The organism is Thiomonas delicata, assembly GCF_900088825.1.
Taxonomy (GTDB): Bacteria; Pseudomonadota; Gammaproteobacteria; order Burkholderiales; family Burkholderiaceae_C; genus Thiomonas_A; species Thiomonas_A delicata.
This window is the reverse complement of sequence record NZ_LT592170.1, coordinates 1738998-1763521: the sequence shown is the minus strand read 5'-3', so window position 1 is coordinate 1763521 and position 24524 is coordinate 1738998. Positions and strand designations below refer to the sequence as shown.

Genomic DNA, 24524 nt, shown 5'->3' with positions numbered 1-24524 from the left:
AGGCACAGGAAACCCAGAAAACCCGCTTCGTGCGGGTTTTCTCTTATGCGGTACCCACAGGCGGCTCGCGCCCGGCGTACAAGTCGATGGATGGACGCGTGCGAAATCCAAGCACGCGCTGCAAATCGCCGAAATGAACGCGCTCCAGCCGCAGCGCCTCGCATCCCGGCAAGGCCAGGGTTTGAAGCGCATCGTCAAGCCAGGGTGCGAGCAAACCCGTGTCGAGGCTGTGCATGATGGCGGGACCCGCCGTCGTCGCAAAGAACAAGCGCCCGTTCTCGTCGACATAGCCGGCCGTCGTCACACAAGCCTGGCCGGTTTGCGCCGACCAAGAAGGTTGCAAGCCTCCGTCCTCCATGCCGTGCAGCCGCAGGATCAGGGGCGCGGCCTCCAGATCCACGTACACCCGCTGCGGCCCGTTCTGGAAAAACCAGTAGCCCTGTGGATCTGCGGCGTAGTTGCGTTGGATGAATTCCACCAGCTTCTCGTGCTGAATTCGGCTGGCTCCGACCTTGTCCAGGCGGCCATCGCCCTGGCGCGGCCAGGGATGGACCTCGGCGTCGCGAATCCACCATTGCCCCCTTGCGTCCAACGCCAGCCAGCCGGTGCAGGCGGGTACGTCCGGCCAACGCTGCAGGGCTTTCTGCACGAGTGGATCCATCTCACCGGCCGTGGCGAAAAAAATGCAGCACGCGTTGTGGCATCCAACCCAGCAGTCCCGGGAAGCCACCCTGCGCGAAGCCGGCATGGCCGCCCTGCTCGGGCTGTTCCAGCCACACGCGCGGCGCGATTTCGCCGGGCGCCGGCAAGGCAGACGGCGGCAAGAAAGGGTCGTTGCGCGCATTGAGGACCAGGGCGGGCACACGGATCGAAGCCAGCTGTGGCTTGCTGGACGCCCGGCGCCAGTAGTCGTCGGCGTCACGAAAACCGTGCACGGGAGCTGTGAAGGCACTGTCGAAGGCGTACAGGTCGCTCGCCGCCGCGATGGCATGCACATCCGCCAAGCCCGGATGGCGGCGCACCATGGCGATGGCCTTGGGCTTGAGCGTGCGCAGGAACATGCGCGTGTACACCATCCGGTTGAAGCCGCGCGAAATGGCATCTCCGCCGGCGGCGAGATCGATGGGCGCGCTGATGCTGGCCACCGCCTGCACCTCGGTTGCTGCGCTGTGGCCCGACTCTTCGGCCCAGCGCAGCAAGGCGTTACCGCCCAATGAGACTCCGGCCGCGTAGCGCGGGCCCGGATGCGAGACTCCAAACCGGCGCAAGATCCAGTCGATCTCCTGCCAGTCGCCCGAGTGATAGGCGCGCGGCGCGCGGTTCGGCTCCCCCGAGCAACCTCTGAAATGGGGTACGGCAAGATTCCATCCTGCCCGCAGGCAGGCATGAGCCATGGCCCGCGCATAGTGGCTCCGGCTCGAACCTTCGAGGCCGTGAAACATGATCAGCAGCGGCCCCGCTCCAGCCCGTGCCGCGTCGATCCGATCCACGTCGATGAAGTCGCCGTCCGGCGTATCCCAGCGCTGGCGTACCCAGACGCATCGATCCGTGTGGGGCGCAGGGCGGGAAAACAGGGCCGGCCAGATGGTCTGCGCCTGGCCTCCTGGCAGCCAGCGCGGCGCCGCGTAAGGCGTCAAGACGTGATCGAGCGTATCGCCGCGGCCTTCGCCCGGCATCTCAGCGCCGGAGTGGGGCGTCAATGCAGCCGCTCCGCGGTGGCGATGACCTCGGCCACCTCGTGTGCCGTGCCCGGACTGGCGTGGTGCAACACCATGCGCCAACCGTCGGGGGTCTTGATATAGATGTTGGTGGCCAACACGAAGGCAAATTTCGTGTCCCCGGGGTCTGCCTGCATCTGCACCCTTTCGACGACGCTGTGCACGGCGCAACTGAGGGTGTTGGTCCTCAGGACGCGCTCGGGCGTGATGCGCAAGACCCCGCGAGAGAGGATCTGCTCGAAGCTGGCGCGAATGGCGGCCGCCCCGACAATGCGCGGACCGCCCGGATGGACGCAGACCAGATCGTCCTCGTCGGCCCAGACACGCATGAGCATGTCGACATCGGCGGCTTGCAGCGCCTCGTAGAAAACCGTCTCGGCGGCCTCCGCCGAGCTTTGCAGGCCGGCGCGGGCGGATGTCGATCGTGGCATGAAGACGCTCCTGTCAAGGGTGACGTTTTGCTGGGTGCGGCAGGATGCGGCCCGGAGTCCGCACGCCGGGCTTCATTTGAACACCACCGTCTTGTGGCCGTTCATCAGGATGCGGTGCTCCACATGCCAGCGCACGGCGCGCGCAAGAACCTGATTTTCAACATCCTGCCCTGCGGCCGTGAGGGCTTCGGCATCCAGGCCATGGTCCACCCGCTCCACATCCTGCTCGATGATGGGACCTTCGTCCAGATCCGGCGTGACGTAGTGCGCGGTGGCACCGATGAGCTTGACCCCCCGTTCGTGCGCCTGGGCATAGGGCCTGGCGCCCTTGAAGCTTGGCAGAAAGGAATGGTGGATGTTGATGGCCCTGCCCTGCACCTCGGCGCAGAACTCCGGGCTCAGGATCTGCATGTAACGCGCCAGGATCAGCAGTTCGACATGCTGTTCCCGCATCAATGTGGCCATGCGCTGTTCCTGGGCCCGTCTGCTCTGCATGTCCGCCCCCGGTTGCAGCGGCGCATGGTGGAATGGCACGTCGTAATGCCCGGCCAGCGCCGCACAGTCCGCATGGTTCGAGATCACGCCGACCACCTCCATCGGCAACTGGCCGGCGCGCCAGCGGAACAGCAAATCGTTGAGACAGTGCGCCTGCCGACTCACGGCGATCAGCACGCGCATGCGCCGCGCCACGGCATGCATGGAGACATGCATGGAAAAGCGCGTGCGCATGTCGGCAAACATCGGCTCCAGCTTCTCCACCGAGTCGAGATGTGGGGGCGCCTCGAAATGCACGCGCATGAAAAACAGCCGCGTGGCCGGATCCCCGTACTGCTGGGAATCCAGAATATTGCAGCCGGCCTGGTACAGCAGGCCCGACACCGCATAGACGATGCCCTTGACATCGGCACAGGACAAGGTCAGGACATAGTCGTTGTTGTTGGCGTTCATGCAGCGGTCCGTTCATGCCGCCGAGGCGGCGGCATCCCAAGCGACCGATTCTAGGCAGGCCGTGCTGCAAATTGCCGGGCCGAGCAGTTCCTGCGGCCGGGCGCCGAACTGGCCCCGCCATAGCCCCTTCGCGAGGCTTGACACACCCCACATCATTGAATAAGAATGATTCCTATTTCTTTTTGTAGCCCTTTGCCCCTTTGCCATGACCCAGCCCATGCGAACCCACCCAGGCGCGATCCGCTCCACGACCGAACCAGTCGCTCCCATCGTCCCGCGCACGTTCGGCGCATGCGGGAGCAAACGCGTGGCCGAGTTCGGCGCGAGCCTGGTGCTTGCTGGGTTGCTTGCCGCTTGTGGCGGCGCGGACTCCGGCGAACGGCCCGCCACAGGCGACGGCAGTTCGTCCCCGCCCCAGTTGAGCGCCGCCGCCCGGATCGGGGAACTCGCGTTCAAGGATCCCTCGTTGTCGGCCTCGGGCCGCATGTCGTGTCAAAGCTGCCACGACCCAGCGTTCGGGCACGGTCCATCCCCCTTCAACACGATCACGGCGGGTCCGGTGGCCCTGGGCGGCGCCGACCTCAACCAACCCGGCACGAGGGCCGTGCCGTCGATCAACTATCTGAGGTTCAACAAGGCCTTCCATTTCGCCAAGGACGGCACGCCGACCGGCGGCTTTTTCTGGGACGGTCGCGCGCAAAGCCTGGCGGACCAGGCCGGCCAGCCTTTGCTCAATCCAGCCGAAATGGCGAATGCGAGCAAGCCAGACGTGGTGGCCAAGCTGGCCCGGGCCGGCTACGCGGAACAGTTCCGCGTGGTGTTCGGCGCCGACGTGTTCGACGACCCCGAGGTTGCATACGCGCGCCTGGCTTACGCGATCGCGCAATACCAGCAGGAAGATCCCGATTTCGCCCCGTTCTCCAGCAAATTCGACGCCTTCCAGAACGGGCGCGCGGAACTCACGGCGCAGGAGTTGCGCGGCCTCGCCTTGTTCAATGCGCCGAACAAAGGCAATTGCGCCGCCTGCCACAGCAGCCTTGCGACGGATGGCCACCCGCCCCTGTTCACCGACTTCAGCTACGACAACCTAGGCCTGCCGCGCAACGCCGCGATCCCTGCCAATGCCGACCCCGCGCACACCGACCTGGGGCTTTGTCAAAGCTCCGCACTGCAGGGCGCGCAACGGCCCGATCTGTGCGGGTCGTTCAAGGTGCCGAGCCTGCGCAACGTGGCACGCAAACGCTGCCTGTTCCACAACTGCGCGTTCACCGACCTCGCGCAGGCCGTGCGCTTCTATGTGAGCCGGGACACCCAGCCGCAGGCGTGGTACCCGCCGGATGCCCAGGGCCAGGTGGTGGCCTACAACGATCTGCCCGCCGCATACCGGCAGTACGTCAACACCGCCGAAGCTCCCTACGACCGACGCCCGGGACAGGCCCCGGCCCTGACCGAAGCCGAGATCGATGACCTGGTCGCGTTTCTCTCCACCCTGAGCGACGGCTGGCAAGACGCCGCACGCTAGTGGCGCGACCGCGCCCTTCGGAGGGTCTTTTGCGCGACCATCCGCCCTCGCCTGTTTCCCCACCCATGCAACCACCGCAACCATGTACGCACAACACACCCACACCGATCTGCGCCCATCCTCGATGACCTGCAGGATCCGGCGCGGCGCGCTGGCCGTGGCGCTCGCCGCCTACGGCACATTCGCCTGGGCCGACGCAACCAACCAGGACGGCGCCGCGCTGAGTCTGGAAGTTCAGACGCTGCGCGCCGAGTTGCAAGCCTTGCGCGACGAGGTGCGCGAACTGCGCAAGCAGGCCGTCGCCGAGGCCACGGCTGCCCCGCCGGCCAAGGCGGCTGCCGTCGTCCAGGCTCCGGCAGGCGGCGCGTCCAACGATGCAGCGCCGATGCCTGGAGGGAGCCAGCAACGCTCGCCACTGACCCTGTTCGGCTACGGCGAACTGGGCTACACGCGCCCGACCCGCGACCCGTCCGGCGCGACGGCCAACCTCACGCGCGGCGTACTGGGCTGGGGCTACGCCTTCAGCCCGGACACGCGCATGGCCGCCGAACTGGAACTCGAGAGCGGCGTGGCGTCGTCCAGCGACGCCGGCGAGATCGAACTCGAACAGTTTTATGTCGCTCACGACATCAACCCCGGCCTCACGCTCAAGACCGGCCTGTTCCTGATGCCCGCCGGCTACCTCAACCAGTCGCACGAGCCTGCCGCCTACTACGGCGTGTTCCGCAATGAAGTTGAAACCCGGGTCATTCCGTCCACCTGGCGCGAACTCGGCGCGGGCCTGGAGGGCACCACCGAGTCGGGATGGCGCTGGAATGCCGGACTCGTGACCAGCCCCGACCTGGGCAAATGGGACCCAGCCGCCGGCAGCGAATGCGCGCTGGCGCCGCTGCAATGCACGCATCAGGAGGGATCCCAGGCCAAGGCCAAAGGGCTCACGGTCTACGGCGCTTTGAACTACGACGGCGTTCTCGGCCTGAACGTCGGCGGCAGCCTGTACACCGGCGACGTCGGCCAGGGCCAGGCCGGCTTCGCCGGCGCGCGTTATCAGCTCGGCGAGTTGCACGCGCGCTGGGAACCCGGCCCCTGGCAGTTCCAGGCCCTGGCCGCCTACGGCCGCTTCACCGGCGTGGCGGCGATCAACGCGACGCTGTTCGCCGGCCAGCCGACGCCGATTCCCGACGGCTTCGGCGGCGCCTACCTGCAGGCGGCCTACCGCGGCTGGAACACCGGCGGCTACCGGCTCTCGCCCTTCGCCCGCTATGAGATCCTCAATACCGCCCGCGGCTATTCGGGCATCCCGCAGGGGCTGACCCCGCCCGATGCGCCGACGACACGGGTGCTCACCAGCGGAGCCAGCCTGTTCCTCACGCCTCAGGTCGTGTTCAAGGCCGACTATCAAGTGTTTCGCGGCCAGCGCGAGCGCAATGCGCTCAACCTCGGCGTCGGCTTCCAGTTCTGATTGCGTCCGGAGTCCGTGCCATGCATAAACGCGACCTTCTCCGCCACTCGGCCCGCTGCGTGCTCCTGGCTGCCGGCAGTGGCCTGCCGCTGCTGGCCTGGGCCGTCCAATACCAGAGCCCGCAGGAGGCCATGCGCGCGCTGTTTCCTGCCGCCGCGCGCTTCGCCGCGATGCCCGATCCGCTGACCCCGGCCAGACGCGCACAGGTCGAACGCGAAGCCGGCAGCGGCTTTCCACCCGGCGATACGCCGCGCTGGTGGGCCGCCGTCGATACGCGAGGCCAGTTGCTGGGCCATGTCGCGCTGGACCACGCCGTCGGCAAGACCGAGCTGATCGATTTCGCCGTCGGGTTCGCGCCCGACCACGCCATCGTCGGCGTCGAGATCTTGGCCTATCGCGAATCGCACGGCGCCGAGATTCGCCTGCCCGCGTGGCGGCGGCAGTTCGTCGGCCGCAAACATCCCGGGCAGCTGCGTTTCGGCGACGACATCCGCAACATCGCCGGGGCCACGCTGTCGTGCCAACACGTCAGCGACGCGGTGCAGCGGCTGTCGGCACTCGTGGCGCTGCTGCCACAGGGATGAGGCCGATGCGCCCCGCGCCGGCTCCCGGCGGCCCGCCCGGATTGTTCCGCCGCGCCCACCTCGCGCTCGGCACCCTGGTCGAGCTGCAGTTGCATGCCGACGACCAAATCCAGGCAAGCCGCGCCATGCGAAGCGCCTGCGCCGTGCTCGACCGCATCCAGGCCGCGATGAGCGCGCACAGCCCCCACAGCGACCTGGCGCGCATCGCCCGCGCCACGCCGGGTTCGCTGCTGCGAGTCGACTGCCACACCACCGCCGTGCTGCGCCGCGCGAGGCACTGGCATCGCGCAAGCGGCGGGCGCTTCGATCCGCGCGTCGGCGCCGCGCTGGCGGCACGCGGCCTGCGTCCCGGCCTGGCGCGGGGCGAAGCGGCCTGGGCGCACGATCTTGACGCGGTTTGCATCGAGGACGACACCCATCTGCGCGTCCACCAGCCGCTGGCGCTGGACTTCGGCGGCATCGCCAAGGGCCATGCCGTGGACTGCGCCGTGCTGGCCTTGCAGGAAGCGGGCATCGCCAGCGGCCTGGTCAACGCCGGCGGCGACATGCGCGCCTTCGGCCCATGCAGCTGGCCGCTGACCCTGCGTCTGCCCGCTTCGGCGCTCGCATCCTGCCGCCCCAGCGCCCTACCTGGCTGGCTGCGGCGCGGCCTGCATGACGCGGCCCTGGCGACGTCGCGCCCAAACCAGGACCTGTCCTGGTCCCATGGCCGGCCCGGGCGTGCAGGCCAGGCGCAGTCGCCCCGGCTGGTTTGCGTCCTGGCCCGGCGCTGCATCGATGCCGACGCGCTGACCAAGGCCTTGCTCGTGTCGCGTCGGCTGCCTCCCGGGCTGCTGCAGCAGGCCGGCGCGCGCGGCTGGCGCATGGACGTCGAGGCGCGCTGATCATGCTCGCGCCCATGAAGACCCGCCATGCGGCACCGTCCCGCCACGCCCCACCGGGATCGCGCCACCGGTGGGCCTGGAACCGCGGCGGCATGACCCTGGTCCTGGTCTGCGTGCTGCTGCTGTGGATCAGCGGCCTGGCCGTGCGGAGCATTCCGCAAGACGTGCTGTTCGCCGGCCCGCCCTGGCTGGCGGCGGCGCGGCTCGCGGCCCATGTCGTCCACGGCGTCGCCGCGTGGAGCGCAACGCTGCTGGCTGGCCGCTGGGTTTGGCCCCATCTGGCACAAGTGCTGCGGCGGTGGCGGGCGCGTCCCGCAGGAACCGCCACCCTCGCCGCCGGCGGGCTGCTGGCAGCGTCGGGCATCGCCCTCGGCTACGCACCGCTGGACTGGAGCATGCCGTTGGCAAACTTGCATTGGTGGCTGGGGCTGTTGTGGCCCGCGGCCCTGCTGATGCACGCTGGCAGGCGGCTGCGGCCGCGGCGCGCTCCTGGAGGATGAAACCTGGCTTAAATCGCGGCGCCGGACCCGTCGCCGCGCCTGGGCAAGGAAACCGGCCGCCTCGGGTGGGATCCAATGTTCGCGCCCGGCAACACGGGCCGAGTTGCCGCTGCGGCCATACCGTATGCGCCCAACCATGGCGTGGCCGCGCGGCTCTTCGTCAGACCACATTCGCATGGAGTCGCCATCATGAATCTTCCGCATCCAGTCCTGAAAAATGCCGCGGCCCTGGCCGCGGCAGTCCTCCTGCCGCTGGCCGCACCACAGGCCGGCGCAGCAACCGTTCACACCCAAGGCCCCGTGCAATACCTCTGCGGGGGCGTGGGCGAAGGCGCCTTGCACCGCCTGCAGGCGCAGGCCGACAAGTTCGATCTGGGTTTCTGGATGGTCAAGGGGCCACGCGGCGAATACCTGGCCGACGTGCCGGTCAAGATCGCGCAACACGGCAAGACCCTGGCCTCGTTCACCGCCGCAGGCCCGCTGTGCTACTTGAAAGTCCCTGCGGGAACCTACACCATCACCGGGAGCCATGACGGCACGACGCGCACCATCCGGGCATCCCGCGGCGAGATGGGGCGTGAATTGCGCTGGTAGGCCGGTCGCGACGGGAAAACCGCTGCGGGGCGCGACATGGCCCTCTGGCCGCCCCGGCGGCGGGGTCAGCCGTTGCGGATGCGCGCGACGATCGCCGCGGTGAATGCGCGCGTGTCGGCCCTGCCACCCAGGTCGCCGGTGCGTATGTTGTCGGCATTGAGCGTCTCCGAGACGGCCTGGCGCAGGCGCCGCGCCTTGTCGTGAAAGCCGCTGTGATCGAGCATAAGGGCCGCCGCCAGCATCAGCGCAATGGGGTTGGCGACGCCCTTGCCCGCGATGTCGGGCGCGGAGCCGTGCACCGCCTCGAAGATCGCCGCGTCCTGGCCGATGTTCGCGCCCGGCGCCATACCCAGGCCGCCGACCAGTCCTGCCGCCAGGTCGGACAGGATGTCGCCGAAGAGGTTGGTGGTCACCAGGGTGTCGAACTGCCAGGGGTTGATCACCAGTTTCATGCAGCAGGCGTCGACGATGACATCGTCGAGTTCGATGCGCCCCGCGTACTTCTCCTTGTGCATCTGATAGGCGGTTTCCAGGAAGATGCCGGTCAGCGCCTTCATGATGTTGGCCTTGTGCACCACCGTCACCTTCTTGCGCCCCAGGGCGATGGCCGTGCGGAAGGTGTAGTCGAGGATGTTGCGCGCGCCCTGCCGGGTGTTGACCCCGGTGGCGATGGCCACGGCGTGCGGGTCGTCATTGATCGGGATGTAATGTTCGTAGCCCATGTACAGGCCCTCGACATTCTCGCGAAACACCAGCAGGTCGATGTTGTCGAAACGCCCGCCCGGAATCATGGTCTTCGCCGGGCGCATGTTGGCGAAGAGCTTGAACGCCTCGCGCAGACGCACGTTCGACGAGCGGTAGCCTCCGCCCGATGGCGTTTCCAGCGGCCCCTTGAGCGCCAGGCGGGTGCGGCGGATGCTGTCCAGCGTGGCCTGGGGCAGCGGGTCGCCCGCCGCCTTCACCCCGCCCAGCCCGGCCACCTGCGCATCCCAGTCGAACGGCGCTTCGAGCGCGTCCAGCGCGGCCAGGGTGGCGTCCATGATTTCGGGGCCGATGCCGTCGCCGGCGATCAGGGTGGCGGGAATGCGGGTACTCATGCGGGGGCTCCAGATGTCGTGATGGGTGGCCGTGGATCGGTCAACCACCGAAGCATAAGCCGCGCCGAAGCGGGGACGGCGCGCTGGTCTCAGCGAACGCGCGGGTCCTGGCATCGGCGCCGCGACACCGGGCACGCCGGATCCGACCTCACGATGCGACGCGCCGGGGCGGCTCCATGAAGCCGCCGGCGCGATAGGTCAGCACCAGGGTGTCGCGCCAACCGCGCCGCGCCGGGGCTTCGGCGACGATGGGCGTGCTTTCGTGGATCACGCGCGTGTCGTCCATCAGCAGCGCGCTCCAGGGCTCGTCGAGCGTGAAGCGCACGCCGCGTGGGCCGTCGAGTTCGAACACGCGCGTCTCGCCACCGCGAATGGCGTGGCGCCCGACCAGGACGACGGCGACGAAGTCCACCCCGTCGCGGTGGGCGCCCTCCGGCGTCGGCCGTCCCATGCCGCCCTCGGTGTCGATGCGGAACTGGTGTGCCTCGATGAACCATTGCGGCGCCGTGCGCAAGCCGGCGAACAGCCGCCCCAGGCCCGTGAGCAGGCTTTCCCACCCCGGCATCGCGACGAGTTCGGGCGCCAGCGGCTCATACCAGCGCACCAAGCCGCCATGCAGCGCGTTATAGGTTGCCGGCTGGTAGTGGGCGCGTTGCGCAGCCTGGGTCAACCGGGCTTGGCCCGGTTCCGGCTGCAAGGTCTGGATGAAGCTGCCGTGTCGGCGGCTGCGGTAATGTCCGCCGTCCTTCAGGTAGAGGTCGGCCGGCAAATCGTTCCACAAGCCAGCCGCATCGGCGCAAGCGGCGGCGTCCAGCCCTCCCAACGCGGCCAGCGACGGCGCCGGCAGCACACAGAATCCATGCGCGCCAAGCCGCTGCCGAGCGGTGGCGGCATGCACGGGCGACACGCGGTCGTCCATCCCGATGTCCGGGCCGAACGAAGGGCCGAAAGATGGCTCTGCACACATCGCGGGTCTGCCTCAAGCGCCGCGCCCGTCGCGCAGCGTGGTGGTGCGGTTGAAAACCAGACGGCCCGGCGCGTGATCCCGGACATCGGCGACGAAATAACCGTGGCGCTCGAATTGCACGCTGGTGCCGGCCGGCAAGGCCGCCAGTCCCGGCTCGACCCAGGTCTGCACGCGACGCAGGCTGTTCGGGTTCAGCGCCGCGAGGAAATCGCGCCCCCCCGCATCAGGCTGGGCCTCGGTGAACAGACGGTCGTACAAGCGTATCTCGGCCGGCGCGGCATCGGCCGCGGCGACCCAGGTGATCACGCCCTTGACCTTCACCGCGTCGGCGCCTGGCGTGCCGCTCTTGGTGTCGGGCACGAGCATGGCCTGCACTTCGGTGACCTGGCCGTCGGCATCCAGCGTGGCCCCGGTGCACGCGATCACGTGGCCGTATTTCAGGCGCACGCGGTTGCCCGGGAACAGGCGGAAGAAGCCCTTGGGCGGATCCTGGGCATAGTCGCCGCGCTCGATCCACAGTTCGCGTCCACACTTGAAGCGGCGCAGGCCCCACTCGGGATGGTGGGGATGCACCGGGGCTTGGCAATCGTCCAGCATGCCCGGACCCATGACCTCGTCCCAATTCGTGATGACGAGCTTGAGCGGGTCCAACACGGCCATCGCGCGCGGGGCCTGCGGATCGAGGTCGTCGCGCAGCGCACCTTCCAGCGTGGCGTAGTCGATCCAGGAGTCGGACTTGCTCACGCCGATGCGCTCGGCGAACAGGCGGATGCTGCCCGGCGTATAGCCGCGGCGGCGCAGGCCGGCGATGGTGGGCAGGCGCGGGTCGTCCCAGCCGGCCACATGGCCTTCGTTCACCAGCTGCGCCAGCTTGCGCTTGCTGGTGACCACATAGGTCAGGTTCAGGCGAGCGAACTCGTGCTGGTGCGGCAGCGGGCGCGCCAGCAGGCCGAGGTCGGCGAGCTTGTCCAGCACCCAGTCGTAGAAAGGCCGCTGGTCCTCGAACTCCAGGGTGCAGATGCTGTGGGTGATGCGCTCGAGCGCATCCTCGATGGGATGCGCGTAGGTGTACATCGGATAGATGCACCAGCGGTCGCCGGTGCGGTGATGGTGCGCGAACTTGATGCGGTAGATGGCCGGATCGCGCAGATTGATGTTGGGCGCGGCCATGTCGATCTTCGCGCGCAGCACCATGCTGCCCTCGGCGTGCTTGCCGGCGCGCATGGCCTCGAAGCGCGCCAGACTCTCGGCGGCAGGGCGCTCGCGCCAGGGGCTGTTCACGCCGGGCTCGGTCAGCGTGCCGCGGTTGCGCCGCATGTCCTCGGGCGACTGCTCGTCCACATAGGCCAGGCCGGCTTCGATCAGCGCGCAGGCGGCGCGGTACATGAAATCGAAATAGTCGCTGGCGAAATACTCGTGGCCGACGCCGCCCACCACCCAGTCGAAACCCAGCCAGCGCACCGCGTCCCGGATGGCTTGCACGTAGGCCTCGTCCTCCTTCTCGGGATTGGTGTCGTCCAGACGCAGGTGACACACGCCGCCGTAATCCTGCGCCAACCCGAAATTCAGGCAGATGCTCTTGGCGTGGCCGATATGGAGGTAGCCGTTGGGCTCGGGCGGGAAACGGGTACGGATGCGCGCCGTGTCCAGCGGAGCCGCGGCGAGCTGGCGCGCGTCGCCCGGCACGCCGGCGAAACGCCGGCCGGCATCGCGACCGCTGGCCAGGTCGGCCTCGATGATCTGGCGTAGGAAGTTGGAGGCTTTGGGGCTGCTTGAATCCGTGGGCTGCATGGGAGATGGGGCGAAACGCCGGCCGGGCACCTGCCCGGCCGGCGTGAAACGTCCTATTTTCCATCAAACCCCGTCGCGCGCCGCGCGCGCACGGCTCAGGCGGAGAAACCGGGCGTGCCAAGCGCGCGGCGCGGCGTGTTGATCACGAGGATCTCGACGCTGGCCGCCTCGTCGTCGCCGACACGCAGCAAGCCCGACAAGGACACGGCCGTTTCCGCCATCTGGCGCGAGCCGACTTCGATCGTCACCCACTCGTCGGCGCGCACAGGGCGCTTGAAACTGCATTTGCGGATACCCGCAAGCATCCCCAGATAGCCGTCGCCCATGCTGCGTGCATGCGCGTCGTCGACCAGCATGCCCGCGCCCGCCACCTGCGCCACCGCCTCCACCAACAGGACTCCCGGAACCAAGGGCATGCCGGGGAAATGACCTTGCAGGATGGGTAGATCGCGCGTCCACATCGCGAGCCCGACATAGCGGTTGCTCGCCAGCACCGTCACACGCTTGATGAACAGGATTTCCCCGCGGTGGGGCAGAACCCGCTGGATGGCCGCCTCGTCGAGTTCGATGGGATAGGCGCCCATGTCCCGACTCATGGCGCGATGACCTCGGCACGCTCGTCGGCATTCGCGGCGGATCGGCGAAAACCGCGCGGCCTCGTGATCCAGGCCACGGCGGCCCCCAGCGCGGCGCCGCTGAATACGTCGACCGCGACATGTTGCTTGACCGCCATGGTGGAGTAGGCAATCGCCAGGCACCACAGCATGTTGAGGCGACGCATGCGGGCGCCAAAGCCCAGTCCCGGCGCCATCCAATCCAACCAGAAGGCAGAAAACACGGCCGTGGCCACGTGCAGGGAGGGGCAGGCATTGCCGCCGGCGTCCAGGCCTTTCAGGGCGGCGAAGTCGGGGTGTCGCGCCAAATCGATGCTCCAGGGCGGCACCTTGGTAGGCCAAAGGTAGAACACAGCCAGGCCGATCAAGCATAGTGCGCCGATGCGCAGGCCGAAGCCGACAATCTCGCTGCGCGACGACATCAAGGCCGGCGGCAAGGACACGTAAACCCACAGGGAAAGATAGATCGGCAGCGCCCAAGGCTGAAACCCGATCCAGCGATCAAGCGCCAAGAGCGGCATCGTGGTGACGTGCCCGTCCGGGTGCCTGAGCAAATAGAAGTAGGCGGCAAAGAACACCAGCATGAACGCCGTGGTTCCGATGGACTTGAGCCAGAAATGGCGCCCGAGAATCCGCAGGGTCCTCCAGGCCAGTGCAGCCGCCCCCGGATTGATGCTTGCCGCCTCTGCCTTGGACTCTGCCATGAACGCCTTCTCCTGCTTCCGAATCAGCCCGTCATACGCCGCGCAATCAGGCTCGCGTTGCTGCCGCCAAAGGCGAACGAATTGGACATGACCGCATCGATGCGGCACCCGTGCCTGGCCTGCAAGGGTACATAGTCCAGCGTGCAACGCGGGTCGGGATGTTCCAGATGCGCCGTGGGCGGGATCGATCCGCTTTCCATCGCCATGACGGCCAACGCGAGTTCCAGCGTACCGCCCGCGCCGATCAGGTGCCCGTGCACGGCCTTGGTCGAACTGACGGCCAGTTGCCTGGACGCGGCGCCAAACACGCCGACGATGGACTGCGTCTCGATCACGTCGCCCGCGTCCGTGGCCGTGCCATGGGCGTTGAGGTACTGGATCTGATCGGGCGCAAGCCGGGCTTCGTCGAGGGCCTGGCGCATGGCCGCGACCTGTCCATCGACCGAAGGCGCCGTCAGGTGGTGCGCATCGCTGGTACAGCCGTAGCCCGCCAGTTCCGCATGCGCCACGGCGCCACGGCGCTCGGCGCGGGACCGGCTCTCCAGCACCAGCGCAGCCGCCCCCTCCCCCAGCACGAAACCGCTGCGGTCGCGGTCGAACGGCCGGCAGCTCGCGGCCGGGTCGTCGGCATTCGGCCGCGCCATGACCCGCAGCGCATTCCAGGCCACCATGGATCCAGGCGTCAGCATGGCTTCCGTGCCGATGACCAAGGCCGCATCCAGGTAACCATGCCGGATCGCCCGCAATGCTTCCCCGGCCGCGATGGCCGACGAGGCGCAGGCAACCGAATAGGTATTGCCCATGCCGCGCAAACCATAGCGCATGGAAACCGCCGCCATCGAGGCATTGGCCATCATGCGCGGCACGGACAGCGGATGCACCACGGTGGCACGCTTGCGGCTGTGCTCGCCGCCGAACAGCGCCGTGTAATACCGCGCGAACATCGCGTCCAGCGTGTGGGCGCCGCCGAAGCCGATGCCGACGAAAACGCCGAATCGATCGGCGTCGGAAGGCGTTTCATCGATGCCGGCATCGGCCATGGCCTCCTGCGCGGCCACCAGCGAAAACTGCGTGGCACGGTCCAGTCCCGCATCTTGGCTGTCGAGCAAGGATTCCGGCTCGACAGCGGCAGGCGCCATCAGGACATTGGGCAAACCCGCGCTCAGCGCTTCGGGGGCGCGTCTGATTGCACTGTGCGCCGAGAGCGCCGCCGCGAAACTGGCCTGCCTGTCCTTGCCCAACGGGGACAGCATCCCGATCCCGGTCATGAAAACTTGGTTCATTGACTGGGACTGGCCGAGGAATCGGGCATTTGAATTTCTGGCAATTCCCCGTTGTTGTGCGCCCGAACCTCCGCCTCGATCGCGGCGACCATGTCCTGGAAACGCATGTTCTGAAATTGCATGGGATCCGCAATCTGAAATCCAAAATGCTCCTCAACTTCAAAAAGCATTTCAACCAGCCCCAAGGAATCCAAACCCAGATCGGAAACCAGCAGATCAGGCTGATCGAATTTCACCGGATCGACCTTGGCGCCAGTCATCAAGTATTTTTTAATGAGCTGCTCTAGCATGCATCCCTCAGCGTCGTTCTTTCTTGATGGGCGGCTGGAATCGCCAGTCAGGAGCCAGAATCAAAACGCGGTCTTCTTGGAATTCGATCATTTCAAAACCCTGATATTTCTCACAACCGGTCCGCAAAACCTGGACCGCCATGACACGTCGTGCCTCGATGGACACCATGTTGCCGCCGCGAGGTCTTGCGCCTGAGACAGTCGAGGCTGCCCCATCAATCGTCCGATTGATTCTGTGAATCCCTGGATCCTTCACGCCCAGGCAGACGGCAACGCGAGAATATCAGCAACCCTGCGCACCCAGTCCTTGGGCGACGGGAACAAAAAGATCGGATCCTGTCGGCAAGACGGCCGTTGTGTGCGTTGATGGCGATACATACGCAGGAGAACGCCATGTTGCGACAAACCTTGATCGGCCTGGGCTCTGCAATCGCTCTGGCCTCAGCCCCGGCGGCACATGCGGGAGATGTCTGGTGGTCGGTATCGGTCGGCGTGCCCGGCGTCGCGTTCGACGTCGCCCCGCCCATCGTTTACGCACCGCCACCTCCCATGGTCTATGCGCCACCGATCGTCTATGCGCCGCGGCCCGTCGTGGTGGCGCCACCGCCCGTGGTGTACCGCGCCCCGCCCCCGCCCGCCGTCGTGTACGCGGGCTATCCCTATGGATATGGCTATTACACCCCAGTGGCGCGTCCGGGCTGGAAGCCTCATCCCTACCGGCACGGCTGGAACCGGGGCTGGCACCACGGGCATCACGATGACGATTGAGCTGGCCAAGCACCTCTCGCGCGCGAAAAGCGGGCGCATCCAAACCTCGGGGCAGGCAAGGCCTGCCCCGAGGTTTTGTTCCGGGAGCGCATGCCGCCTTTCGGCCTCTCCAGCCCCCGATTCGCGTTACGTTTTGTCGTCTTTGCGTCGTCCGACATGTCGGCTATGCCCATCGCCGCACCGTTATCGCAACATGTACACAGCCTTATTCGGAGAATCATCATGATCCGTGCATCCTTGTTGGCCCTGGCCTTCTCGGCATCCGCCGCACTGGCCCCTTCCGCCCAAGCAGACGGCGTGTATTGGTCTCTTGGCATCGGCAGCCCCGGAGTCGCCGCCAATTTTGGCAATGTCTACCCGGTGGCTCCTCCGCCTGTCTACGTGGCGCCCCCCCCGGTGGTCTATGCGCAACCCCCCGTGGTCTACAGCCCCGGCTATGTCACTTACGGCGCGTACGGCCGCGACTGGCATCCGTACTGGGGTGATCGCCGTGGCTGGCGCCGCCACCACGAAGACGACGACGACGACAATTGAGCGTCCCAGGGGCGGGGAGCGCCGCCCCCGCGGGGGATAAGGGGAAACATGGGGACGCCCCGATGTTTCCTTGAGTACCCCGGGCCGGCTGTCGCGCCCACATGCACATCCACCGGCAGCCGCAGCGTCCATGCGCCTTGAGTCTTGGCGCCGAACCGTTCATTTATCATCGGACCTCCTTGCTCCTTCCACGCTCCGCGACTTTCCGGCGCCATGTCCGTGCCTTCAACTTCCACGCTACCCGCCGATGCCGCGTTTCTACGCGAGCTGGCCGGCTTGATTGCCGAGTCCCTCAATCTGGACGTTCACCCGGCCGACATCGATCCCGACGCCCCGCTCTACGGCGATGGACTGGGACTTGACTCCATCGACATCCTCGAGCTTGCCCTGGTGGTCTCCAAAAGCTTCGGCGTGCAGCTGCGCGCCGATGACGCGAACAACCACAAGATTTTCAGTTCCCTGCGCAACCTGGCCGATTACGTGGCCGCCCACCGGACGCATTGACATGCGCTGGCGCGCTGCCATGCGAGGCGCATCGATCGCCGCCGCCTGCGTTGCCTACGCCGCGGCGAGCTATCTCGCCGCAACATCGCCGCGCCCCACGCTCGCTGGCGCAGCGTTCGCCTATGTGCCGTTGCTGCTGGCAGGCGCATGGATGTCCTGGAAATCACCGCGTCGTGCCCTTGCGCTGTCCTCGGTCCTGCTCTTGACGCTGATCCTATGGCTTGGTCGCGATGTGCTGCTGCAACACTACCGCTGGGGCTATCTGGCCCAAAGCGCCGGCCCGATGGTGCTGCTCGCCGTGGTTTTCGGCAACAGCCTGCGGCGCGGCCAGACGGCCCTGATCACGCGCCTGGCGCTGGTGGCACACGAAGGCCGCATCACCCCGCGCACCTCGCGCTACACGCGCGGCGTCACCTGGGCCTGGACCCTGTTTTTCACGCTCATGGCGCTGACGTCGACGACGCTGTTCCTCACCGCGCCGCCGGCGATATGGGCCTTGTTCGCCAACGCGCTGACCGCACCCCTGACCCTGGCCATGTTCATCGCTGAATACGGGGTGCGGGTGCTTGCGCTTCCCGCGCACGAGCGCACCGGCCCCTTGCAGGCGGTGGCGGCTTTCATGCGCTATCGCAAACATGCCACGGAGCATGCGGTGCATGGCACCGAGGCCGGCGACGCGCCCGTGGCGAGCCACCAGGCGGGGACGATGGCCCCCGGCTCGATCTCGGCGCGCTGAAACCTTGCGAGACCCCCGCGCGCCCTCAAGCACGAAGCCGATGCAGCTACCCCTCGTCTCCAGGCTTGCCGCGCATGACGTACTGGCTTGGCGGAACGGCCATGCGGTGAACCTGCGCGAATTCCTGCTCGACGTGCAGGCCCTCGCGGCTCGCCTGCCGCCCGGCCGCCACGTGCTCAATGTCTGCCAGGATCGCTACCGCTTCCTGGCCGGGTTCGCCGCCTCGGTCATGGCCGGCAAGACCAGCCTGCTGCCTTCGACCCGCACGCCCGAGGCGATACGCCAATTGCGCGACCTGGCCCCGGACGCCTTCTGCTTGAGCGATCACGATGACGGCATCGACCTGCCGCACGTCGCCTACGCCGAGCGGGATGCCGGCTGCGCCGCGCCTGCCGAGATCGACATGCCGCGCATCGACGCCGAACGCATCGTTGCGCAGGTCTTCACCTCGGGCTCCACCGGAACTCCGGTACCGCACGCCAAGGCCTGGGGCGCGCTCGTCGGCTGCGTGCAATCCGGCGCCTCGCGCCTGGGTCTGCTGGACGGGCGCCGCCATGCTCTGGTCGGCACGGTTCCGGCCCAGCACATGTACGGCTTCGAATCGACGGCCCTCATCGCGCTGCATGGCGGAGTGGCCATGAGCGCCGAACAGCCTTTCTATCCGGCCGACATTGCCGCCGCGCTGGCGCGCATCCCCGCGCCGCGCATGCTCGTCACCTCGCCCGTGCACTTGCGCGCGCTGCTCGATGCGCACGTGCGCATCCCCCCCTTGGACCTGCTGCTGTCGGCCACGGCGGCGCTGCCAGCCGATCTGGCGCAACTGGCCGAGGCCCGGCTGCAGGCTCCGCTGCTGGAAATCTACGGCTCCACCGAGACAGGCCAGATCGCCACGCGCCGCACCGCGCAGACCGACCTCTGGGAACTACTCCCCGACCTGCGCCTGGAACCCGAAGCCCAAGGCCACGTCCGCGTCTGCGGCGCCCATCTGGCGCAGGCGCAGGTCCTGCACGACGTGATCGAGATCGTCGACCAGCGCCGCTTCCGCCTGCACGGACGCAGCGCCGACATGGTCAACATCGCCGGCAAACGCAGTTCGCTGGCCCACCTCAATCACCAGCTCGCCAGCATCCCTGGCGTGCGCGACGGCGCCTTCTTCATGCCGGACGCCGAAACGGATGATTCCGTGACGCGGCTCATGGCCTTCGTCGTCGCTCCGGGGCTGGATCACGATCTCGTGCGCGCCGCGCTGCGCGAACGCATCGACCCGGTGTTCATGCCGCGCCCGCTGGTGCTTGTCGACGCGCTGCCGCGCAACGCCACGGGCAAGCTGCCGCGGTCCGCCTTGCACGCATTGGCCATGCGCGCGCCGCCGCCGCAAATCCACGATTCCAGCCCCCATGCCGACTGAAACGCTGACCGCGCCTTGCGCGGACCACCCCGTTTATGCCGGGCACTTTCCGGGGCGTCCCATCGTGCCCGGCGTCATGCTGCTCGACGCCGTGGTGCATGCCGTGTGCGCGGCCCAAGGCCTTGACGAAACCGGCTGGCACCTCGCCACGGTCAAATTCCTCTCCCCGGTGTCACCCGGCACATCGCTGGAACTGCGCCACGACGCCGCGGCCGATGGCGCCATCGCCTTCAGCCTGCATGCCCAGGCGCGCACCGTGGCCAGCGGGCGCCTGCGCCAATCCGGCGCCCCGCCGCGGATGCCGGCCAGCGAAGCGGTCCGATGAGCACGCGCCAACCGCCGCCAGCCATGCCGCACGCCGACACGACGGGCGTTGCGGCGCGCACCGGCTGGGCACGCCGTGCCGAGCGCAGCAACAGGCTGATGCTGCGCGTCATGACCTGGATCTCCCTCCACCTGGGCCGGCGCGCGTCACGCGTCGTCCTGGCGGGCATCGCCGCGTACTTCCTGCTGTTCGCCCCCAGCGCGAGGCACGCCTCGCGCCGATATCTGGAACGCGCGCTCGGCAGACGGGCTCGGCTGGCCGATGGTTTCGCGCAGGTGTTCAGCTTCGCGTCGACCATTCACGACCGGGTCTACCTGCTCAATGATCGTTTCGATCTGTTCGACATCCGCCTGCACGGACAGGACGTCATCGAAGCCGCGCTGCAGCGCGGTGAGGGCGTCTTCATGATCGGCGCCCATTTCGGCAGCTTCGAGGTCCTGCGCGCCCTCTCGCGCCAGCACCAGGGCCCGCGCGTGTGCATGCTGATGTACGAGGACAACGCGCGCAAGATCAATGCCGCGCTGCAGGCCATCAACCCGCGCGCGGAGCGGGACATCATTGCGCTGGGACACTCGGATTCCATGCTGCGCCTGCGCGAGGCGCTCGATGAAGGCGCCGTCGTCGGCATGCTGGCGGACCGCTCCCTGCATGACGACGAAACCGCGACCCTGCCCTTCCTCGGCGAGCCGGCGCAGTGGCCACTGGGGCCCTGGCGCATCGCCGCGCTGCTGCGCAGGCCCGTCGTCATGGCCCTGGGCATCTACCGCGGCGGCAACCGCTACGACGTGCACTTCGAGACCCTGGCCGATTTCTCCGCGACCGAGCGCGGTTCACGCAGCGAGGCCGTGCAGGCGGCCCTCGCCACCTATGTGCGCCGCCTGCAGGCCCACTGCGAAAGCGCGCCCGACAACTGGTTCAATTTCTATGATTTCTGGGCCGGCGAAGCCGAAAGGCCCGCGGGAACACAAGCACCATGAAGCTCGCATCCGTCCTCAATCCCGCGCTGCGCGCCGGCCTGGCCGGCCTGGCGCTGCTGTGGTCCGCCTGCGCCCCAGCCGCCGGCTGGAACCTGCAAACACTGACGCAAGCCTTGGCGCAGTACCGCGGCGGCCGCGCCGATTTCACCGAAACCAAGACCCTGGCGATGCTGGACAAGCCCATCGAATCGTCCGGCGAACTGCGTTTCGCGGCGCCTGACTTTCTGCAGATGCGCACGCTCAAGCCCAAGCCGCAGACCCTCACGCTGATGGGCAACCAGGTCACGCTGGAGATGGGTGGGCGCTCGCAGCAGTTCGACCTGCGCGACCATCCCGATATCGCCACCCTGATCGACGGCATACGCGCCACGCTCAACGGCGATCTGTCCACCCTGCAGAAACACTACACGCTGACGCTGGAGGGAACGCAGGCGCAATGGACCCTGACCCTGGTTCCGCGCGACGACAAGACACGCGAACACGTGCGTGACATCCGCATCGGCGGGCGCGCGGGCATGGTGCGCACCGTCACCGTGGAACAGAGCGACGGCGACCGTTCGGTCATGCACATCACCCCCGTCGCCTCGCCATGAACCGGCGCGCAGCCCTCCCGGTGCTGCTGTGGCTGGCCGCGCTGCTGGCTTGCGCGGCGGTCATCGCCAACAGCCGCTTTGCCGCCGACATGTCGGCCTTCCTGCCGCAGGCGCCGACGGCGCAAGAACGCGTTCTGGTGAATCAGCTGCGCGATGGACTGATCTCGCGCCTGATCCTGATCGGCATCGACGGCGCCGACGCCGACGCGCGCGCCGCGCTGTCCAAAGCCCTGGCCGAGCGCCTGCGCGCCGACCCCGCCTTTGCCGTCGTGGAAAACGGGGAACCCGTCAACGCAGAGCGCGACGAGCGCTTGCTACTGCGCTATCGCTACGTGCTGACGCACACCACCGCGTCGGAGTTCAGCGTCGCGGGCCTGCACCGCGCCATCGCCGACAGCATCGACCGCCTGGCTTCGCCGATGGGACAAAACCTCAAAAGTCTGCTGCCGTCCGACCCCACCGGCGCGTTCTTGAACCTGCTGCAGAACCTTACGCCGGGCAACGGCCCCGAACGAGCCCAGGGCGTCTGGGTTGCGCACGGCGCAGCGCGCGCGCTGCTGCTGGTGCAAACCCGCGCCCAGGGCACCGACACCGATGCGCTGCAGGCCGCGTTGGCCGCCATCCGCACCGACTTCGCCGCGGCGCAGCGCCAGGCCGGCGGCTCGGCGCGCGAGGCCACGCTGGTGATGAGCGGAGCCGGTGTATTCGCCGTGCAGTCACGCGCGCTCATCGAACGCGCGGCAACGCGTGTTTCGCTCATCGGGGCCGTGCTCATCGTCGGCCTGCTGCTGCTCGTCTACCGCTCCCCGTTGGCTCTGGCGCTGGGCCTGCTGCCGGTGCTGTCGGGCGTGCTCGCCGGCATCGCCGCGGTCAGCCTGGGCTTCGGCGTGGTGCAAGGCATCACGTTGGGTTTCGGCACCACCCTCATGGGCGAGGCGGTGGACTACGCGATCTACCTGTTCGTGCAGTCGGCCCAGCCGGCGCAGCTCGACCGCAACGCCTGGCGGCACGGCTTCTGGCCCACCATCCGCCTGGGCATGCTGACCTCGGTGTTCGGCTTCGCCACCCTGCTGCTGTCGGGATTCCCCGGACTGGCCCAGCTCGGCCTGTATTCCATCGCCGGCCTGGTCGCCGCGGCGCTGGTCACGCGCTTCGTGCTGCCGCAGCTGTTGCCCGCGCGCCTGTCCATGCGCGATCTCGCGCCTTTCGGCCAACGCCTGGCCGCGCGGCTTCCTGCCCTGCGGCGCTTGCGCTGGCTGCTCGGCGTCGCCGTGCTGCTGGCGGCCGGCGTGCTCGTCGCCCACCGCCATGCCATGTGGAACACCAGGCTGTCCGCGCTCAGCCCCGTGAGTCCCGCCGCACTGGCGCTGGACGCGCAGCTGCGCCGCCAGCTCGGCGCGCCCGATTCGGGTGATCTGGTCGCGGTCGAAGGTTCCAGCGCCGATGCCGCCCTGGCGGCAGCCGAGAGCCTGCGCCCGCGCCTGCAAGGCCTGGTTGCGCGCGGCGTGATCGCCGGCTTCGACAGCCCCGCCCACTATCTGCCCAGCGCGGCCACCCAGCGCAGCCGGCTCGCCGCGCTGCCCGATGCCGATGTGCTGCGCTCCCGGCTGGAGCAGGCCGTGGCCGGCCTGCCGGTCAAGGCCGCGCTGTTCGCCCCCTTCGTGCGCGACGTGCAGGCCGCGCGCGCGCAGGGCCTGCTGACGCGCGAACAGCTCGCGCACACCTCGTTCGCCATGGCGCTCGACGGCATGCTGCTGCGCGAGCCCGACGGTCGCTGGCTCGCCATGCTGCCGCTGCATGCCAGGGCGCATGCAAGCATCGACGCCGCGCAGGTGCATGCCGCGCTGGCCGGAACCCAAGCGACTTACATCAACCTGGGCCGGATCAGCAGCAGCCTCTACGACGGCTACCTGCATACTGCCGCCTGGCTGTCCCTGGCGGGCCTGATCTCCATCGCCGTCCTGCTCCTGCTCGCCCTGCGCTCCGCGCGCCGCACCCTGCGGATCCTGGCCCCGCTGCTGGGCGCGGTGGTGGTGGTCGGCGCCGGACTGCTGCTGGCCGGGCGCCAACTCACTCTGCTGCACCTCATCGGCCTGATGCTCATCGTCGCGGTCGGCTCGAACTACGCGCTGTTCTTCGACCAGGGAGCGCAAAGCGGCGGCATCGCGCCGCGCACCCTGGCCTCGCTGCTGCTGGCCAATCTCACCACCGTGTTCGGCTTCGGTCCGCTGGCCTTGTCGGGCGTGCCGGTGCTGCAGGCGCTGGGCATGACCGTGGGCCCCGGGGTGTTGTTGGCCCTGCTGTTTTCGGCCATGCTGTCGGCTCCACCAAACGCCACGCCGCCGCGCCGCGCGCCGGCCTGACGCCGCCCACCCAGCACGCCGATGCCCACCCCTGCCGTCCCTCCCCGTCCCGCAACGCGCTGGCGACCCACGCCGCTCCTCGCGGCGTCCATCGCCCTGCACCCGCTGGCGCTGGGCACGATGCTCGCGCTGCCGCAACTCTGGCCCTGGGCGCTGGGCGCCTTGGCGGCCGATCACATGGCGCTCACCGGCGCCGGACTGTGGCCGCGCAGCCGCCTGCTCGGCGCCAACCACACGCGTCTACCCACCGATGCGGCGGCGCGCGGCGAACTCGCGCTGACCATCGACGACGGGCCCGACCCCCGCGTCACCCCCGCCGTGCTCGATCTGCTCGACGCCCACGACGCCAGGGCCACGTTCTTTTGCATCGGCGAACGCGCCCGCGCCCACCCGGACCTGTGCCGCGAGATCGTGCGGCGCGGCCACGCCGTGGAGAACCACAGCCAGCGCCACCGCCACAGCTTCTCGCTGTCCGGCCCGCGCGGCTTCGGGCGCGAATTGCAAGCCGCGCAAGCCACCCTGACAGACATCACCGGGCAGGTTCCGGCGTTCTTCCGCGCCCCCGCCGGTTTGCGCAACCCTTTCCTCGACCCGGTTCTCCACCGGCTCGGCCTGCGCCTGGTGAGCTGGACGCGGCGCGGCTTCGACACCCGCGAGCGTGATCCAATCACGGTCCTGCGCCGTCTGCGCCGCAGCCTGCGCGCCGGCGACATCCTGCTGCTGCACGACGGCCACGCCGCGCGCACGGCCTCGGGGCAGCCGGTCGTCCTCGAAGTGCTGCCCGCGCTGCTGAGGTCGATCGCGGCCGCCGGATTGCGCCCCATCACCTTGCGTCAAGCTTTTTCATGCGCCTGAACCGAATGTTTCCGTACCTGATCGACGCCGCGCGGACCGATGCGGCACGGCCCGCCGCGTCCGTCGCCTGAT

At 68.3% G+C, this 24524-nt stretch carries 28 protein-coding genes; 16 read left to right on the top strand and 12 right to left on the bottom strand.

Annotation, left to right across the window (positions count from 1 at the left end):
- Nucleotides 1-43 precede the first annotated feature (43 nt).
- The 4 genes from THIARS_RS08400 to purU form a co-directional block, all read right to left on the bottom strand.
- The gene (locus THIARS_RS08400) at nt 44-661 is read right to left on the bottom strand and encodes a DUF2946 family protein (RefSeq protein WP_094160219.1); all 618 of its coding nucleotides are present in this window, start codon (nt 659-661) and stop codon (nt 44-46) included.
- Between the two features lies 1 nt (nt 662).
- Nucleotides 663-1676: a YheT family hydrolase gene (locus THIARS_RS08395; protein ID WP_094160217.1), complete on the bottom strand. Its 1014-nt coding sequence runs from the start codon at nt 1674-1676 to the stop codon at nt 663-665.
- Nucleotides 1677-1696: 20 nt separating this feature from the next.
- On the bottom strand, nt 1697-2149 hold the full coding sequence (locus THIARS_RS08390; RefSeq protein ID WP_094160215.1) for a YybH family protein: 453 nt from the start codon (nt 2147-2149) through the stop codon (nt 1697-1699).
- Between the two features lie 72 nt (nt 2150-2221).
- Nucleotides 2222-3097 carry a formyltetrahydrofolate deformylase gene (purU, locus tag THIARS_RS08385; protein WP_094160213.1) on the bottom strand — a complete coding sequence of 292 codons (876 nt, stop codon included), beginning with the start codon at nt 3095-3097 and terminating at the stop codon, nt 2222-2224.
- 217 nt (nt 3098-3314) lie between these two features.
- Between purU and THIARS_RS08380 the strand changes: the two genes are divergently transcribed.
- The 6 genes from THIARS_RS08380 to THIARS_RS08355 all read left to right on the top strand — a co-directional run bounded on the left by THIARS_RS08380 (nt 3315) and on the right by THIARS_RS08355 (nt 8643).
- Nucleotides 3315-4619: a cytochrome-c peroxidase gene (locus THIARS_RS08380; protein ID WP_094160714.1), complete on the top strand. Its 1305-nt coding sequence runs from the start codon at nt 3315-3317 to the stop codon at nt 4617-4619.
- Nucleotides 4620-4701: 82 nt separating this feature from the next.
- Entirely contained in the window at nt 4702-6081 is a 1380-nt protein-coding gene (locus tag THIARS_RS08375) for a hypothetical protein (RefSeq protein ID WP_094160211.1), read from the top strand.
- Nucleotides 6082-6101: 20 nt separating this feature from the next.
- A complete protein-coding gene (locus THIARS_RS08370) occupies nt 6102-6665 on the top strand; it encodes an FMN-binding protein (protein WP_094160209.1) in 564 nt (187 codons plus the stop codon).
- 5 nt (nt 6666-6670) lie between these two features.
- A complete protein-coding gene (locus tag THIARS_RS08365) occupies nt 6671-7549 on the top strand; it encodes an FAD:protein FMN transferase (RefSeq protein ID WP_186436606.1) in 879 nt (292 codons plus the stop codon).
- A 2-nt stretch (nt 7550-7551) separates the two neighbouring features.
- On the top strand, nt 7552-8049 hold the full coding sequence (locus THIARS_RS08360; protein WP_094160205.1) for a hypothetical protein: 498 nt from the start codon (nt 7552-7554) through the stop codon (nt 8047-8049).
- A gap of 189 nt (nt 8050-8238) precedes the next feature.
- Nucleotides 8239-8643: a hypothetical protein gene (locus THIARS_RS08355; RefSeq protein WP_141202363.1), complete on the top strand. Its 405-nt coding sequence runs from the start codon at nt 8239-8241 to the stop codon at nt 8641-8643.
- Nucleotides 8644-8708: 65 nt separating this feature from the next.
- Here THIARS_RS08355 and THIARS_RS08350 read toward each other — a convergent pair whose 3' ends face one another.
- From THIARS_RS08350 to THIARS_RS18610, 8 genes are all read right to left on the bottom strand, one after another.
- Nucleotides 8709-9740, bottom strand: a complete 1032-nt coding sequence (locus THIARS_RS08350; RefSeq protein ID WP_094160203.1) for an isocitrate/isopropylmalate dehydrogenase family protein — start codon at nt 9738-9740, stop codon at nt 8709-8711.
- Between the two features lie 148 nt (nt 9741-9888).
- Entirely contained in the window at nt 9889-10659 is a 771-nt protein-coding gene (locus THIARS_RS08345; protein WP_094160202.1) for a 2OG-Fe dioxygenase family protein, read from the bottom strand.
- Nucleotides 10660-10719: 60 nt separating this feature from the next.
- Nucleotides 10720-12498 (bottom strand): glutamine--tRNA ligase/YqeY domain fusion protein, encoded by a 1779-nt coding sequence (locus THIARS_RS08340; RefSeq protein ID WP_094160201.1) that lies wholly within the window; start codon nt 12496-12498, stop codon nt 10720-10722.
- A gap of 95 nt (nt 12499-12593) precedes the next feature.
- The gene (locus THIARS_RS08335) at nt 12594-13094 is read right to left on the bottom strand and encodes a 3-hydroxyacyl-ACP dehydratase FabZ family protein (protein ID WP_094160200.1); all 501 of its coding nucleotides are present in this window, start codon (nt 13092-13094) and stop codon (nt 12594-12596) included.
- The gene (locus THIARS_RS08330; protein WP_094160199.1) at nt 13091-13816 is read right to left on the bottom strand and encodes a phosphatase PAP2 family protein; all 726 of its coding nucleotides are present in this window, start codon (nt 13814-13816) and stop codon (nt 13091-13093) included. Before THIARS_RS08330 ends, THIARS_RS08335 begins: the two co-directional genes overlap by 4 nt.
- 23 nt (nt 13817-13839) lie before the next feature.
- The gene (locus THIARS_RS08325; RefSeq protein WP_094160198.1) at nt 13840-15099 is read right to left on the bottom strand and encodes a beta-ketoacyl-[acyl-carrier-protein] synthase family protein; all 1260 of its coding nucleotides are present in this window, start codon (nt 15097-15099) and stop codon (nt 13840-13842) included.
- Nucleotides 15096-15389: an acyl carrier protein gene (locus tag THIARS_RS08320; RefSeq protein WP_094160197.1), complete on the bottom strand. Its 294-nt coding sequence runs from the start codon at nt 15387-15389 to the stop codon at nt 15096-15098. Before THIARS_RS08320 ends, THIARS_RS08325 begins: the two co-directional genes overlap by 4 nt.
- A 7-nt stretch (nt 15390-15396) precedes the next feature.
- Nucleotides 15397-15558: a hypothetical protein gene (locus THIARS_RS18610; protein WP_186436605.1), complete on the bottom strand. Its 162-nt coding sequence runs from the start codon at nt 15556-15558 to the stop codon at nt 15397-15399.
- A 224-nt stretch (nt 15559-15782) separates the two neighbouring features.
- Here THIARS_RS18610 and THIARS_RS08315 point away from each other — a divergent pair, with 224 nt between their 5' ends.
- The 10 genes from THIARS_RS08315 to THIARS_RS08275 all read left to right on the top strand — a co-directional run bounded on the left by THIARS_RS08315 (nt 15783) and on the right by THIARS_RS08275 (nt 24452).
- A complete protein-coding gene (locus THIARS_RS08315; protein WP_094160713.1) occupies nt 15783-16157 on the top strand; it encodes a hypothetical protein in 375 nt (124 codons plus the stop codon).
- Nucleotides 16158-16379: 222 nt separating this feature from the next.
- Complete coding sequence (locus tag THIARS_RS08310) at nt 16380-16691, top strand: hypothetical protein (RefSeq protein WP_094160196.1); 312 nt, start codon at nt 16380-16382, stop codon at nt 16689-16691.
- A 213-nt stretch (nt 16692-16904) separates the two neighbouring features.
- Nucleotides 16905-17195, top strand: coding sequence for a phosphopantetheine-binding protein (locus tag THIARS_RS08305; protein ID WP_094160195.1), 291 nt, complete (start codon nt 16905-16907; stop codon nt 17193-17195).
- A gap of 1 nt (nt 17196) precedes the next feature.
- Complete coding sequence (locus THIARS_RS08300; RefSeq protein ID WP_094160194.1) at nt 17197-17931, top strand: COG4648 family protein; 735 nt, start codon at nt 17197-17199, stop codon at nt 17929-17931.
- 40 nt (nt 17932-17971) lie between these two features.
- Nucleotides 17972-19339, top strand: coding sequence for an AMP-binding protein (locus THIARS_RS08295; RefSeq protein ID WP_186436604.1), 1368 nt, complete (start codon nt 17972-17974; stop codon nt 19337-19339).
- Entirely contained in the window at nt 19329-19664 is a 336-nt protein-coding gene (locus THIARS_RS19180; RefSeq protein ID WP_186436603.1) for an ApeI family dehydratase, read from the top strand. Before THIARS_RS08295 ends, THIARS_RS19180 begins: the two co-directional genes overlap by 11 nt.
- Nucleotides 19665-19687: 23 nt before the next feature.
- The gene (locus tag THIARS_RS08290) at nt 19688-20641 is read left to right on the top strand and encodes a lysophospholipid acyltransferase family protein (protein WP_222423058.1); all 954 of its coding nucleotides are present in this window, start codon (nt 19688-19690) and stop codon (nt 20639-20641) included.
- Nucleotides 20638-21234 carry a LolA-related protein gene (locus tag THIARS_RS08285; RefSeq protein ID WP_094160193.1) on the top strand — a complete coding sequence of 199 codons (597 nt, stop codon included), beginning with the start codon at nt 20638-20640 and terminating at the stop codon, nt 21232-21234. The genes THIARS_RS08290 and THIARS_RS08285 overlap by 4 nt, the downstream gene beginning before the upstream one ends.
- Nucleotides 21231-23597 (top strand): MMPL family transporter, encoded by a 2367-nt coding sequence (locus THIARS_RS08280; RefSeq protein ID WP_094160192.1) that lies wholly within the window; start codon nt 21231-21233, stop codon nt 23595-23597. Before THIARS_RS08285 ends, THIARS_RS08280 begins: the two co-directional genes overlap by 4 nt.
- Before the next feature lie 21 nt (nt 23598-23618).
- Nucleotides 23619-24452: a polysaccharide deacetylase family protein gene (locus THIARS_RS08275; protein ID WP_094160191.1), complete on the top strand. Its 834-nt coding sequence runs from the start codon at nt 23619-23621 to the stop codon at nt 24450-24452.
- The last annotated feature ends 72 nt before the right edge of the window (nt 24453-24524 follow it).